This is a genomic window from Alteromonas sp. S005, assembly GCF_036864475.1.
GTDB lineage: Bacteria > Pseudomonadota > Gammaproteobacteria > Enterobacterales > Alteromonadaceae > Alteromonas.
Window position 1 is genome coordinate 216,529 of record NZ_JAZETN010000001.1, and the last position, 15,191, is coordinate 231,719.

Sequence of the window (15,191 nt, forward strand, 5' to 3'; positions counted from 1 at the left end):
ACAGCCTTACAACTCCAACATAGGAACGAAGCCCCCATAAATAAGACGCTTTCCGTCGAAGGGCATGGGGTTTTCGCTTTCCTGCATTCTGGGGTCTTCCATCACTTTTTTCCATGCGGTGTCACGCACTTCTTTTGATGGCCAGAACGCAATAGAAAATACCACGGTTTCATTTTCTTTAGCTTTTACCGCTAAAGGGAAAGACGTTATCTCACCATCGGGTACATCATCACCCCAAGCTTCAAGAATTTTAGTGGCACCATACTCTTTAAAAATATCGCCAGCGAGTTTGGCGTGTTCAATGTATAAGGCTTTATTTTCTGTGGGCACAGCTACAGCGAAGGCATCGATATATGACATGAGGTGGCTCCGTCAGTGATTAGAATACTAACATAGCCTAAATAATGTACAGTGCTCAATGGTGAATACGGCAGACTTACCGTAAAAACTTACTAAAACTAACGCTCAGCAATTTTCGCCCACTGATATAAACCGTGCAGCGCTAGTCTTCTTGCCTTGGAAAACGGGTATGTTTTAAGTGGCGATTGATAAATAGGAAGAGATAAATCGACCTCGCTTGTGCCCATCATTCGTTGTGCGAGGCGTTGCCCAGCAAAAGCAGCAAAGGAAACCCCTGAACCGCAATAGCCCATAGCATAACCGATAGAATTCGCATCACGCTTTACGCTGTTCCCGCTAGTCTCACTCTCGACAAAAATACGTGGCATGCTATCTAGCGACACGCTCACCCAACCACTCCAGAAATAGTCCATGGCGATACCTTTAAGTGCTGGAAAGCTTTTTATCATGGCGTTATAAAGTCGCTGCTTTTCTGTAGCGTTATTCGCATCTTTGCCTTTTACTGCCCCACGACCACCAAATAACAATCGACCGTCTGGTAATACTCTATAGTAATATTTCATCATCCGCGTATCCATAAAACTCACAGGTGTGGTTAACCCGGTCAAAGCGCGTTGTTCGTCATTTAAAGGGGCGGTAACAAAGATACTCGACTGTACGGGGAATTGCTTATTATCTACACTGTCGTGAAAGCGTTTAGGGGTATAGGCGTTAGTGGCAACGAGTATATGCTTAGCGGATACTGAGCCGTTTGGGGTGGTGACAAGGAACCCTGATTTTTGCTTTTCAATGCAAATGGCTGGCGAGTCGTAGAAAAGCGCGGCACCGAGTTCTTTAGCCGCTCTTGCATATTCGCTTGCCAGTTTTAAAGGATGTAAACATGCGCCTTCAAGCTCAACGCCACCATAAACCCCTTTTATACCAAAACGGGTAGTGAGGTCTTTTGAAGAGAGGGGAGTGCTTGGTACATTGAAATTTGATGCAAGACGATTAGCACTGGCGCATAGTTGCTCGGCTTGCTTGACGTTATGGGCCAGTTTTAAATAAGGCCCGTCTACTAAATCGACTTGCATATTAAAGTCTGTAATACGCTTTTTAAGCAAATCCACGGCACCGTCAAATTCGCCCTGCATGCCCATAGCGACTTTATGACTCCACTTTTCTTCTATGGCGCTTAACGACAGTCTACCGCTTCCAGAGAGGATAAAGCCTCCATTGCGACCTGCACAGCCAAATCCAAGTGAGTTTGCATCAAGTAGCGTAACGTCCTGCTTAGCTTGAGCAAGCGTAATGGCAGCGGACAGACCCGTATAGCCACCACCGATAACGAGATACTCGGTATTTATCTTCTTGTTCAAAGGCGGCACTGATGGCACTTTATGTGTAGCATGCCAGTAGCTTTTAGGCGCGGGAAGCATTGATGAAACGCCGCGGGAGATAAGAGGGTCGTAGGTCATAGAATAAAATGGCTGTGAGCGTTTACGTCATGTTGGGTATTAGAATTGTAGTAGCATTTCTGCACCTTCACATTCACAGTAGCCCTCGCAAACAGGGCAGTCATAGCCCTCGTGAATAGATGCATAGCGCCATTTGTTAGCGTGTTTTTTTATCAATTGGCCACCATTTTTGGTGAAGTACTTAAATGCACTATTGCCCGGGCTTGCCAACCAAATATGTGCTAAACCCGCTTCTGCACCTTGCGCTCTCGCACATTCTATTGACTTGCTTAATAGCGTACTGCCAATTCCACAGCCCTGCATAGCGGGGTCTACAGTATTGCATTTGAAATAGCACACCGTGTTTGAATCTACCGGCCACAGGGAAGGGCTGCACCATTCATCTGCTTTCCATTGAGTATGTGCGAAGGTCAGCCTGAAACCCACTACCTTATCTTTATATAGCGCTACCCAGCTAGCATTAAGGTCGCCAATAAAACTTTTAGCATAGTAGTCAGCTAGCAACTTGTTAGTGAGGTAGTTGTCACCATGTACGTCATTACCAAGAGAAATCACGCCCGCAAAAAACTCAGGGGCTAACTGCTCGTAGCTTATATTTTTTTGAGCTATGTGTTGCATGTAACTGGTTGGCGTCATACGTTCTTTTTGCTTGGGCCATTTTTCATCCCATCAAGGTGTACATCCAATGCTTCTACGGAAATCAAAATTTCTCTGACTGACATCCACAGTGAATAAAGCAATGACACTAGACTAGCGGCAAAAACCCAGTTTCCTATTTGTTGATAGGTAAGGTAAATGGCCAACATGGACACCACGCATAGAAAAAAGCTTCCTACCCCTGCTATTTGCATACGCTTTATAAGCTGAATGCGCAATCTAAGGTTTTTTATTTGCGCTTGGGTATTGTCATCTCTCTCTTCGTTTGAAAAGTTTCGGATGATGGTCGCAAGGGTTAGAAAGCGATTGGTATAGGCTAGAAGCAATAAAGAAATTGCTGGAAACAACATAGCCGGAGTAGCAATATCTATTTTCATAGTAGTTTCATGCTTTCATCGAATAAAAAGAGTGTATCACAGGGGGATCGCTTAAACACATTCATCAGCTTGGAAGGATTTATAACAATATAAGACCGTCATAGTTGCCTAACAACTAGACTACATTCTGTCTACTGTCATGCCTGCAGCGCTCCAACCTAGCATGTCGCCCTCTAAATGCATGACTTCAGAAAAATCCAGTTCTTCCAACACTTTCATGGCGAGTTGCGCTCTTCTGCCTGAACGGCAATAAATGATAATAGGCTTGTTTTTATGGCCTTCTAATTCGCTGAGATAATCGTTGATATTTTCATGGGGCATATTCACTGCGCCTGGAATGTGACCATCGGCAAACTCTTCAGGAGAGCGAACATCAATAAGCAACCAATCGTTATTAGCGACACGTTCAATTAGATAAGGTGAAGCGGCAACGGAGGCTTGTGCAGTCGCTTTCGCTGTGCACTGAAGCGACACAAATAATGCAACGCTAACAACAACTAGAAAACCTGCAACAACAATCCGCATGAATAGATGCTCTTACCTTCTTACTGATATTTAGACTTAAGTATAACGCTTATGCGTTTTATTTAATACCTTCACATAGCGATTTTAGTTCATTTATTAATCGCAGTGAAAAACGGCTAGTGACATCTGGGTCGACAACAATAAGTGGTGCATCAATAAACCTGCGATGAGTGCGCCAGAATACTTCTAGTTCTTCATGTGAACTCTTAGAGGCGGCAATGAGTGCATGGGGTTGTCGAACTAGCACGTCTTTAACGGCAACTTGAGGATAGTCTACCGGACTATCGTAAAATAGCGTTTGCGCCCCACAAACATTTAATAGTTGATTTCCCCATGCATTGGGGCCAATAGTCATAAGTGGCGCCGTCCATGAATAGTAAAAAACCGGTTTACGAGGCTCACTATCGTATTTATATCTTAGCGTCTTCAGCTCGTCGAGAAAGTTATTAGTGAGTTGAGTGGCTTTTTTTTGTGTGTTCGTGAGTGCACCAAGTCTTTTTATTTCACTAGCAATATCTGTGATATTTGCAACCCTACTGGTAAATACATCAAGCCCCATTGAAGAAAGTTTATGTATATCCTGAGGTTTGTTGCCTCCATCCCAAGCGAGTATTAAATCAGGTTCTAACGCCACTATGGCGGCAATGTCAGCACCTTGAAAGTCGGCTATACGTTGAATATTCTTGGCAGCTTTTGGATAGTCACTGTAGTCGCTTACACCAACAAGGTTTGAACCCAAGCCTAAACTAAATGCCCACTCTGTAAGGTGTGGTGCTAGGCTTACTATTTTTAGTCCAGAAGAGCCCGCCACCGATTGCGCAGGTAAACCAGCAGAAGGAAGCTTATTTTCGTTGGTAATTAGCCTTAATCCGGCCGTGTCGTCTCCCTCCAAATTAGCATGTGTAAAAAGCGATGTTGAGCAAAGCAGTATGAAAGAAAAAGCGCTTAGAACGCGTAATGCTCTCATAAAGCAACGGCCATGATTAACAAGGCTAATGATGCAAATGCGCTTGTGGCCACCATAGCCATAGTAACTGTGCTTTTAGCTTTTAACATGTGGGAATACTTGACTTCATTTACGCCTCCTACGCGGGCATATCGAATTTTCCTGTTTGCATAAATTGCTGGGCCCCCCAGCTTTACATCTAACACACCACCCAAAAGTGCTAGCAGTAGCGACGTTTTATCTTTTTCAGGAGAACGTTTTATAGCACGAAGCGCTTTTATAGGATGACTAACTAGCAAAGTAACAAGGCCGCCAATAGCAGCGGGTGGAAGGGTAAGCAAATAAACCAATTTGCGAACCGGCTTCGCAAAGAGTGACATAGAAGGGTTACGGTAGTGCCATTGCCACGATGTAAGTAGAAGTAAGCGGTAGATTAAGGCGCCTATTGGCCCTGCCACCACAAAGTAAAAAATAACGCCGCAATACAAGTAAAGAAATTTAAGCCAAAGCGACTCAATTGCAGCTTTAGCAATGCCAATGTCTGTCAGAGAGTTACACTGTCTTGCGGTAATGGTTTGGACCATTTCTCGGGCAAGAGACTTTTTGTTTCTACCTACACTTGCTAGCACTTTTTTATACTGCTGGCGCTGATAGCCAAAATCGAGCAGGGCGACAAGAATAATCGCTTCAAAGAAAACGGGGTATTGCGCCATGTAAACTAAGATGGCAACACAAATTACCAAAGGCGCAAGTAGAACCAATGCAGCTAACGAACCCGAAATGTAGTGCTGAGATGGACCGAAATCGCGAGATGGCACTACTTTACGCCCCATTTGCAAAACAAGGTAACGCATAAGTGTTAGGGGGTGAGTACTTTGGGGCCAGCGCCACAAGGCATCTACGGCAATAGCCAGCCAAAGTACCAATAGCGACTGATATTGCGGGTCGCTAATTACCTCTGTCATTTTATTTTGCGAGGGCCTGAATCATTGCCATAACGAGCTGTGCAGAATGCTTAGCAGCCGTATCTAAATATTCTTTGAAGCTGACTGATGATGTCTTACCCGCTATATCTGATAATGAGCGGATAACTAGAAACGGTGTGTCGAGCATATGGCAGGTTTGACCAATAGCCGCACCTTCCATTTCTACTGCTTTCATGTCTGGGAAGTTTTCACGTAATTCCGCTACCGCTTCATCGCTACCGATAAATGCATCGCCAGTGCAAATTAAACCTGTTGTCGATTGTAATGAGGTAATTTCTGCCGCCGCGGTGCTTGCTGTTTCCATTAATGTTGTGTCACAGCGAAAATCTTCAGGCATCCCCGCACATTGGCCAAGCTTGTAACCAAAATGGGTTAGATCGGCATCGTGGTGAATAACGTGGCTTGCTATTACTAAGTCACCAATATTCAGATTTTTATCGAAACCACCGGCAGAACCCGTATTGACCACTGCATCAGGAGCGTACTGCTCAATCAATACAGTCGTAGCGATTGCAGCAGCCACTTTACCAATGCCGCACTTAACCAACACCACTTCCATGTCGTTAAGTGTGCCTTCATAAAAAGTAAGGTGTTTCCACTTTGTTTCTTTTACGTTCCAAAGCGATGCTTTAAGTAGCGCAACTTCTTCATCCATTGCACCTAAAATACCAATTTTTTTCATAACTCTACCGACGGTGTTGAGGGAATTTAACGCGTGAATACGCTGTTGAATGCACTAATTGTATAAGGAAAATAGAGAAACTGACAGAAAAATGCCTTTGTTACTGCTATTTGAGAGTAAGAAAACAGCAAAGTAACAAAGGCTAGGGGAAGCTCGTATTAACCTTATCAGGCGGCCGCTGGTCTGCTTGAACGCACCGGGCGAGTAGGGCGCTTAGGTGGCTCTGGGTTGTGCGTTGGTAATTGTGCCATCTTATTCTGTAAGCGGCGATACGGAATAAGTTTGTTTTCCAAGCACTCGCGGATATCATCAACTGTGTAGCCAGATTTCACTTTTATTCTAGCGTGAGGAAGTCCTGCAGCATCTAAGGCGCCCGTAACAAACCAGTCTTTTTGTGTTTTGTATCCCTCTTTACCTTGGCTGTGAACTAAATCGATAGCCATTACAGGGCTCATATTTTGTTTATCAACCAGAACAAAGTCGAGTTGTCTGCTAGATGCTCTGCTAAGCGCTTGGCTCGCTGTCTTTTTCTTGGCAGATTGACGCACTGATACTAAGTCATTAAGACGTACGCGGCACACTATTCTAAACTCACGCCCCATGGCCTGTTCGATAAGGTTTAAAAAGGTATGCTCCACCGGCGTAAATAACTGTGGCTTTCGCCTGAATGGAAAGGCGACGCCACCGTCTGACAATTTTATGGCACCTAGTGCAACGACAATAAGTAACATCATTAGAATAATTGCCAATTCCATCGTAACCCTCGCAAATATCAAAAATAAAAGCCAATGACAGTAGAGTTATCAGGTCGTGCCAGTTTGTTTTAGGTAAGCTAGCCTGCTAACTATATCTTTGTTGGTGTCAGAAAAATGACGCCAGACATTGTCATCGTGTTGTTTACTAAGAATTTGCAAGCCAGATGCCAACATGAGTATGTTTTACACTGGCTTTGAAAAATAGAGCTTAATTAGCGTTTGACGTAACCAAAATATCGACTTGAGAACCTGCCTTATCGGGGCTTACGATAACCCTTACGGCTTTGTCTTGAGAGGACAATAGGGTACGACCGTTGACCGGTGTGTGGGTTTTTAACGCAGGGTGTGCCTCTTGATAGAGATTGACCATGGCTTCGGGAGTGGCGGGTGAGTGATACACCATGACAGACGTTAATGGTTCGTCAAAGGCTTGGCATTGACGGGCATCTTGTGCAATTTTCACCTGCTGAAACTCTGAAGGGCAAGACACTATGCTGGGTTTATCGGAAAGACCTTCTTTTGAGGTTGCCTCTACCGAAAGGCTATCAGCATAGGTAGCATGAGATAAGCCACTGATGCCTGAAAATAAAGTCAGATACATAGCGAGTCTTTTAACATCCCAGTTCTTCATATATAGGCTCTTGATCAATTTGGTTTTTATTTGAGTTTAAAATACTAGAGCTGTTGCTCTTGTACATCAACTAAACCTTGGTCTATTAACGTATGCTTTCAACGTTTCTAGTATGTTGCTTACAACTTTTACTACCGGTATTCAATTGAGATAAGGCGTAGTCGACAGCTGGTATCAAATCTGTGTGCCGGTTAAAAGTTGCTAATACGCCATTTCATGATGTTCTCTGCGGTGATCGCTTCTTTTTAGTTTTAAATAAAAAAAGCTCGATAGCAGAATTATCGAGCTTTTAGTTAAAGGACTTGTTAGCGATGGTTACACGCCGATGTAGTCCATAATTCCTTCTGCGGCTTTGCGGCCTTCATCGATAGCGGTAACAACCAGGTCACTACCACGCACCATATCACCACCAGCAAATACTTGTGGGTGTGAAGTTTGGAAAGCAAACTTACCTGCCGAAGGCGCGCGCACGCGACCTTTCTCATCAAGCATAATGCCGAAATCGGCAAACCATGGTGCAGGACTCGGTTGGAAACCAAATGCGATAATAACTGCATCTGCTTCAAGTACGTGTTCAGAACCTTCCACTTCAACAGGACGGCGGCGACCGTTTACATCTGGCGGCCCCATTTCGGTTTTAACGAACTTCACGCCACAGGCTTTTCCGTTTTCATCAACGGCTATATCAAGAGGCTGTAGGTTGAATTTAAACTCAACACCCTCTTCTTTAGCGTTAACCACTTCGCGGCGTGAACCAGGCATACTTTCTTCGTCACGACGATACGCACAGGTTACTTGCGCAGCGTCTTGACGAATAGAGGTGCGTACACAGTCCATGGTGGTATCACCACCACCTAGCACAACAACACGCTTGCCTTTCATGTCAACAAAATCAGCAGGATCTTTTTCAAGACCCATTACGCGGTTAGTGTTGGCTATAAGGAAAGGAAGTGCATCATATACGCCTTCGACGTGTTCGTTGTCAAAGCCACCTTGCATTGACTTGTACGTACCCATGCCTAGGAAAACTGCGTCGTACTTATCGATTAAGTCCTGGAACTGTATGTCTTTACCAATTTCAGTGTTAAGTACAAACTCAACACCCATTTCGGTAAAGATTTGGCGGCGTAGCTTGATAACATCTTTCTCTAACTTGAAAGACGGGATCCCAAACGTTAACAGGCCACCAATTTCTTCGTATTTATCGTAAACAACAGGTTTAACGCCGTTACGAACTAGAATATCAGCACATGCAAGACCTGCAGGACCTGCACCTACAATTGCCACTTTTTTGTCGGTCCATACAACGTCAGACATATCTGGGCGCCAGCCCATTTTGAATGCCGTATCGGTAATGTACTTTTCAATACTACCAATAGTTACCGCACCAAAATCGTCATTCAGCGTACATGCACCTTCGCACAGTCTGTCCTGTGGACATACGCGACCACATACTTCCGGCAAGCTGTTGGTTTTATGAGAGAGTTCCGCAGCTTCTAAAATACGGCCTTCGTTCGCCAAGCTTAACCATTGTGGAATATAGTTGTGTACAGGACACTTCCATTCACAGTATGGGTTTCCGCAGTCCAAGCAGCGATCTGCTTGGCCTTCGGTTTGAGATTGGCTCAGCGGTTGATAAATTTCCGCGAACTCTTGTTTACGTACCATGATCGGCTTTTTCGGCGGATCGATACGTTCAACATCGACAAATTGATATACGTTCTTTGCCATAAACTAAATCCTCCTACTGAGCCTGAATGCGTAATTCAGCACTTGAGCGACTGATGTGACCAAGCAAGTTTTTCACATCACTGGTCTTTGGCTTAATAAGCTTAAAGCGTTTCAGCGTTGCGGCGAAATCAGTAAGCAACGACAACGAGTGCTCGCTTCCTGTTTCTTCGTAATGCTGATTAATTAAGCCACGTAAGTGCTCAGCAAGAATCGCTTTATCTTCAATTGGCATTACATCGACCAGTTCGGCATTTACACGGTTATCAAGGTCGTCGCCGTCATCCATAAGATAAGCAAAACCACCTGTCATACCGGCACCGAAGTTAACGCCAACCGGACCAAGTACAGCCACGATACCGCCTGTCATGTATTCACAGCCGTTATCGCCAATGCCTTCAACTACCGCAATAGCACCAGAGTTACGCACGCCAAAGCGCTCGCCAGCGCGGCCAGCAGCAAATAGCTTGCCGCCTGTCGCACCGTATAGGCAGGTGTTACCCATAATGGCGCTATCGTGGGCGTCATATGAGATATTGCGCGGCGGGTGAATAACAAGCTTACCGCCAGTCATACCTTTGCCCACGTAATCGTTAGCATCGCCTTCAAGGTGCATGTGCAGGCCGCCAGCGTTCCAAACGCCGAAGCTCTGACCTGCTGTACCGGTAAGTTCAACTTTAACAGGCGTGTCTTCAAAGTCGTGATTACCGTGATGTTTAGCAATTTCACCTGATAGCAAAGCGCCTACAGAGCGGTCTGTGTTGCGTACAGGGTATTTAAGCGTAATTGACTCACCATCTACCACAGCTTGCTGAGCATCTTTAAGCATCTGAGCATTTAACTCGCCTTTATCGATAGGCGCGTTAGTGGTTTGTGAGCAGAATAGGCGAGTGTGATCGCCCGCTTTAGGCTGCGCTAACAGTGGCGACAGATCTAAGCGGTTTTGCTTAGCGGTAATGCCATCTAAAACTTTTAGTAGCTCTGTACGGCCAACAAGGTCGTCGAACTTAGCAACACCCATAGACGCCATGATTTCACGTACTTCCTGAGCGATAAACTTGAAGTAGTTCATCACCATGTCAGGTAAGCCAATAAAGTGATCGTCACGCAGCTTTTGATCCTGCGTTGCAACACCGGTCGCACAGTTGTTTAGGTGGCAAATACGCAAGTATTTACAGCCTAACGCAACCATTGGGCCCGTACCAAAACCAAAGCTTTCAGCACCTAAAATACCAGCTTTTACTACGTCTAGTCCTGTTTTCAAACCACCGTCGGTTTGAACGCGTACTTTATGACGCAAGCCGTTTTCAATTAGGGCTTGTTGTGTTTCAGATAAGCCTAGTTCGAACGGACTACCCGCGTACTTAACAGACGTTAATGGACTTGCACCTGTACCACCGTCGTAACCTGAGACGGTAATAAGGTCGGCATAAGCTTTCGCTACGCCTGTTGCGATAGTACCTACACCCGGCTCAGATACCAACTTAACGGATATAAGTGCCGTCGGGTTAACCTGCTTCAGATCAAAAATTAGCTGAGCCAAATCTTCAATTGAATAGATATCGTGGTGCGGTGGTGGTGAAATAAGGGTTACACCCGGCACAGAGAAACGAAGCTGTGCAATGTACTTGTTCACTTTATCACCAGGCAGCTGACCACCTTCACCCGGCTTAGCACCTTGCGCCACTTTAATTTGAATAACGTTTGCGTTAACCAAATAGTGAGGTGTGACACCAAAGCGACCTGACGCGACCTGCTTAATTTTAGAGTTCTTTTCAGTACCAAAGCGAGAAGGGTGTTCGCCACCTTCACCCGAATTAGACTGACCGCCTAAGCGGTTCATGGCAATCGCCAGCGCTTCGTGCGCTTCAGGGCTTAGTGCACCAATTGACATAGCCGCCGTATCGAAACGCGGGAATAAATTTTCAGGCCCTTCAACATCGTCAATATCAATAGGGTCGCAATCAGGATTTATAGCTAGCAAGTCGCGAATATGCGATGGCGCACGTTCGTTAACAAGCTTGGCGTATTGCTGGTAGTCGTCGTAATTACCTGACACCACAGCCTTTTGAAGCGTACTGACTACGTCTGGGTTATAGGCGTGATATTCGCCACCGTGAACGTATTTAAGCAAGCCGCCGTGGTCGACCGATTTACGCTTAAGCCAAGCAATACGGTTTAGGTTGATAAGATCTTGATGGAAATCATCGAAGCCCGCACCTTGTATGCGTGAGGTCACACCATTAAAGCATAACTTCATCACTTCGTTGTTAACGCCAACCGCTTCAAACAGTTTAGAGCTACGGTAGCTAGCAACGGTGCTAATACCCATCTTAGACATAATCTTATACAAGCCTTTGTTGATACCCTTACGGTAGTTCAACGTGGCCTGCATAGGAGAAATATCCAGCTCGCCTTTTTCACAAAGCTGCTCGATAGTTTCATATGCTAAGAATGGGTAAACCGCAGTGGCACCTAAGCCAATAAGTACGGCAAAGTGATGCGGGTCGCGGGCACTTGCTGTTTCAACAACAACGTTCGCGTCACAGCGCAATGACTTCTCAACCAGTCGACGCTGAACCGCACCAACTGCCATTGCTGCAGGGATAACCAAGCGGTTTTGCTTAATGTTTCTGTCAGACAGAATAACAAATGCAGCGCGCTTGTTCTTAACCAGCATTTCTACTTCGTTACACACGCGCTCGATGGCTTTTTTCAAACCTTCTTGCGGTGCATATTGAAGCTCGACGACTTCTGAATAATAGTTGTCAGGGTTAAACTCGCGCAGTTGTTTAAGGTCGGTATACATCAATATAGGCGAGTCGAACAATACGCGGTCGGCGTAACCTGAGGTTTCGCTAAATACGTTTTGCTCGCGGCCAATGCAGGTTGCCAACGACATAACGTGGTTTTCACGTAGCGGGTCGATAGGCGGGTTAGTAACTTGTGCAAACTGCTGGCGGAAGTAATCGTAAACGGTACGCTGACGCGATGACATAACCGCCATTGGCGTGTCATCACCCATTGAACCAACGGCTTCTTGACCGTCTTTCGCAAGTACTTTTACAACTTGTTGAATTTCTTCATAGCTGTAGGCGTGCAGCTTGTGGTACACCGCCATGGCATCATCGTCAAACACGCGTTTGCCAATAAGCGAGGCATCGAGCTGCTCGATAGGGGTCAAACGACGAATATGTTTTTCTAGCCACTCTTTATATGGATGACGCGCTTTTAAGTCGTCGTCAATTTCCGTAGAACGCCAGATTTTGCCGGTGTAAGTATCTACAGCAAGCATTTCACCTGGGCCTACGCGGCCTTTTTCGATAACGTCAGCCTGCTCATAATCCCAAATACCTACTTCTGAGGCTAGAGTAATAAAACCATTTTTGGTTATCACATAGCGAGCTGGGCGTAGACCATTTCTATCTAGGTTACAGGCTACATGGCGGCCGTTTGTTAAAACGATGCCAGCAGGGCCATCCCATGGTTCCATGTGCATCGAGTTAAACTCGTAAAATGCACGAAGGTCGTCATCCATGGTTTTATTATTTTGATACGCAGGCGGAACAAGCAAACGCATGGCACGGAATAAATCCATACCACCGGCTAGGAATAGCTCCAGCATGTTATCCAGCGACGATGAGTCTGAACCTTCAGTATTTACAAAAGGCGCAGCATCTTTAAGGTCGGGGATAAGTGGCGTTGAAAACTTAGCGGCACGTGCCATGGCCCAGTCGCGGTTTCCTTTAATGGTGTTAATTTCACCATTATGCGCAAGGAAACGGAAAGGCTGAGCAAGCGGCCAGCGTGGTAGCGTATTTGTTGAAAAGCGTTGGTGGAAAACGCAGATAGCGCTTTGCATACGCTCATCGGCAAGATCGTGATAAAAGGCGGGTAAATCTTTTGGCATTACCAAGCCTTTGTAGATCGTTACCAAGCCTGATAAACAAGCTACGTAAAAATCAGGATCTTTTTCAAGGCGTTTTTCAGCGCGGCGGCGGATCATATACAAACGACGCTCAAGGTCGCGTTTTCTCCAACCTGCTGGCGCGTTCACAAATACCTGTTCAATTTGTGGAACACCCGTAAGCGCTAATTCACCCAGTACTGAGTGGTCGACAGGCACTTCGCGCCAACCCACTACTGAAAGTGTTTCTTTTTCTAGTTCTTCATTAAGTACTTCACGCGCGGCTTGCGCAAGTACCGGGTCCTGACTTAAGAAAATCATGCCCACGCCGTATTTTTTGCTGAGTTTCCAGCCATTTTCTTCGGCGATTGCATGGAAGAACGCATCCGGTTTCTGTAGTAATAAACCACAGCCGTCACCGGTTTTCCCGTCGGCGGCGATACCGCCACGATGCTGCATACGGTCAAGGCCGTGTATTGCAGTAGTTACCAATTCATGACTGGCTTCCCCATGAGTGTGAGCGATTAAGCCAAACCCACAGTTGTCCCGGGAATCATTGGGATTATATAAACTCATCTCTTAACTCCTTCAACCTTTTGACTGGGCAAGGTATGCGTTGCGTGTAGATGCGCCTAGGTTTGCGTATCACAACATTATTAGACGTCTTTTATGCCTGCGAGCGGTATTGCTTACGGCGTGCGCCTTTCTTGTCGTTATTTTATTATTAGAGGATTCCAGTCGTTTCCGCATTTTTATGCATTATTGCGATGCGGGCCGTACAAAATACCCACATTAAAAACTAAAATCAAACGCTAAAAGTGTAAGCTTTATAGTGAATTAGTATAATTTCAATAAAATCTTTTAAAATCATGGGCTTGTTGGTTGTATTTTAGGTTTGTAACAAAAATGTTATCAGTTAATAAAAATGAATACTTTTCAATCGTTAAATGATATTGGTTCTCATTTATTTTTTGCTAATGAATAATTATGCTTTATGCTTGCGGTTTTATGTTGTCAATGGCTGTTTGTTTGTATTTTTATGAAAATGTAAAGCTATGGTTCCACTTATATAAGTAGTTTGCTGTATTGGTTAAAAATCACCCGAATGTAAGGTTGGAGCTTTATGCTGTGATACTTGATAGTACATTCATGTAATTTTTACGAGCGCGTAAGCATAAGTAAAAGAATAAAAATTCACTGAAAGCAGATGTTGCCAAGCCAGTGAGGACTATCGAATGACAGTATTACAGGCAAGCCCCAACAGTATCTTCGTTATTAACGAGCATATAGTAACAGGCGAAGGCGTAAGTTTTACGCCCTCTCCCAATACCTCAGGGCTCTTTGAAAAGGGTATTCCTGATACTATCGTTATCCATTTCACCGCAGGCAGTAGTCTAACGTCATCAGTTAACGTATTAACCGACCCAGATAGCGGTGTGTCTGCTCACTTCGCCGTGGGACGTAACGGTAATATTGTACAAATGCTGCCAACGAATAAGGTTGCATGGCATGCAGGCGAAAGTCACTTTGAGGGGCGTAGTGGGTTAAACAAATACTCTATAGGCATTGAACTAGATAATGCAGGCCAGCTAAAGAAAAAAAGTGATGGTACCTATGAGAGTTGGTTCGGCAAAAAGTATGAAAAGAACGAAGTATTCGAAGCTAGGAAGAGCAACCAGCATGCTGTTGGCTATTGGCACGAGTATACTGATATTCAAATATCACGAGCCCTCGTCTTATGTAAAACACTGTGCGAGTACTACCAGATTTCTAAGATTGTTGGACATGAAGAGATTGCGCCCACGCGTAAAGTAGATCCAGGCCCTGCCTTTCCAATGCAAAAGTTTAAAGAGCTTCCATTGCATCTCGAACGTGTCGCGGTGCTAATAGAATCGAAAGAGATGGGCCCACAACGAAAGGAACATGATGAGTTTCAGCATAATTTGGCTAGACCTGCAAAGAAAGTAGCTAATGTATGTGCAAATGCGCTTAACGTTAGAAAAGGCCCTGATACTTCATTTCCCACTGTTGAAAGTAGTTTAGAAAAAGGAGAAATATTACGTGTTCTAGAGAAACAGGGAGAGTGGGCGAAAGTATCTTTTACCAAAGTTGGCTGGGTTAACACCGCTTATATCCACGAAGTTACGGAAAAGTCACCGTTTAAATCCTAACCCTATAGT

General features: G+C 45.0%; 13 protein-coding genes. 1 reads left to right on the forward strand and 12 read right to left on the reverse strand.

Features of this window, described 5'->3' with window-relative positions; genetic code table 11:
• Positions 1-6: 6 nt before the first annotated feature.
• From V7R55_RS00880 to gltB, 12 genes are all read right to left on the reverse strand, one after another.
• Complete coding sequence (locus V7R55_RS00880) at positions 7-360, reverse strand: DUF1428 domain-containing protein (RefSeq protein WP_334056541.1); 354 nt, start codon at positions 358-360, stop codon at positions 7-9.
• A gap of 98 nt (positions 361-458) precedes the next feature.
• The gene (locus V7R55_RS00885) at positions 459-1,817 is read right to left on the reverse strand and encodes an NAD(P)/FAD-dependent oxidoreductase (protein ID WP_334056543.1); all 1,359 of its coding nucleotides are present in this window, start codon (positions 1,815-1,817) and stop codon (positions 459-461) included.
• Positions 1,818-1,856: 39 nt separating this feature from the next.
• Positions 1,857-2,453 (reverse strand): GNAT family N-acetyltransferase, encoded by a 597-nt coding sequence (locus V7R55_RS00890; protein ID WP_334056544.1) that lies wholly within the window; start codon positions 2,451-2,453, stop codon positions 1,857-1,859.
• On the reverse strand, positions 2,450-2,851 hold the full coding sequence (locus tag V7R55_RS00895) for a DUF2721 domain-containing protein (RefSeq protein ID WP_334056546.1): 402 nt from the start codon (positions 2,849-2,851) through the stop codon (positions 2,450-2,452). Before V7R55_RS00895 ends, V7R55_RS00890 begins: the two co-directional genes overlap by 4 nt.
• 120 nt (positions 2,852-2,971) lie before the next feature.
• The gene (locus V7R55_RS00900) at positions 2,972-3,376 is read right to left on the reverse strand and encodes a rhodanese-like domain-containing protein (protein ID WP_334056548.1); all 405 of its coding nucleotides are present in this window, start codon (positions 3,374-3,376) and stop codon (positions 2,972-2,974) included.
• A gap of 58 nt (positions 3,377-3,434) precedes the next feature.
• The gene (locus tag V7R55_RS00905; protein WP_334056549.1) at positions 3,435-4,343 is read right to left on the reverse strand and encodes a cobalamin-binding protein; all 909 of its coding nucleotides are present in this window, start codon (positions 4,341-4,343) and stop codon (positions 3,435-3,437) included.
• Positions 4,340-5,287, reverse strand: coding sequence for a cobalamin biosynthesis protein CobD/CbiB (locus V7R55_RS00910; RefSeq protein WP_334056551.1), 948 nt, complete (start codon positions 5,285-5,287; stop codon positions 4,340-4,342). Before V7R55_RS00910 ends, V7R55_RS00905 begins: the two co-directional genes overlap by 4 nt.
• A 1-nt stretch (position 5,288) precedes the next feature.
• On the reverse strand, positions 5,289-5,990 hold the full coding sequence (locus V7R55_RS00915; protein ID WP_334056553.1) for a 5'-methylthioadenosine/adenosylhomocysteine nucleosidase: 702 nt from the start codon (positions 5,988-5,990) through the stop codon (positions 5,289-5,291).
• 167 nt (positions 5,991-6,157) lie between these two features.
• Complete coding sequence (locus V7R55_RS00920) at positions 6,158-6,745, reverse strand: DUF2726 domain-containing protein (RefSeq protein WP_334056555.1); 588 nt, start codon at positions 6,743-6,745, stop codon at positions 6,158-6,160.
• Positions 6,746-6,953: 208 nt separating this feature from the next.
• Positions 6,954-7,376, reverse strand: coding sequence for a hypothetical protein (locus V7R55_RS00925; protein WP_334056557.1), 423 nt, complete (start codon positions 7,374-7,376; stop codon positions 6,954-6,956).
• A gap of 315 nt (positions 7,377-7,691) precedes the next feature.
• Positions 7,692-9,107: an FAD-dependent oxidoreductase gene (locus V7R55_RS00930; protein ID WP_334056559.1), complete on the reverse strand. Its 1,416-nt coding sequence runs from the start codon at positions 9,105-9,107 to the stop codon at positions 7,692-7,694.
• A gap of 13 nt (positions 9,108-9,120) precedes the next feature.
• On the reverse strand, positions 9,121-13,587 hold the full coding sequence (gene gltB, locus V7R55_RS00935) for a glutamate synthase large subunit (protein ID WP_334056560.1): 4,467 nt from the start codon (positions 13,585-13,587) through the stop codon (positions 9,121-9,123).
• A 659-nt stretch (positions 13,588-14,246) separates the two neighbouring features.
• Here gltB and V7R55_RS00940 point away from each other — a divergent pair.
• Positions 14,247-15,182: an N-acetylmuramoyl-L-alanine amidase gene (locus V7R55_RS00940; protein ID WP_334056561.1), complete on the forward strand. Its 936-nt coding sequence runs from the start codon at positions 14,247-14,249 to the stop codon at positions 15,180-15,182.
• The last annotated feature ends 9 nt before the right edge of the window (positions 15,183-15,191 follow it).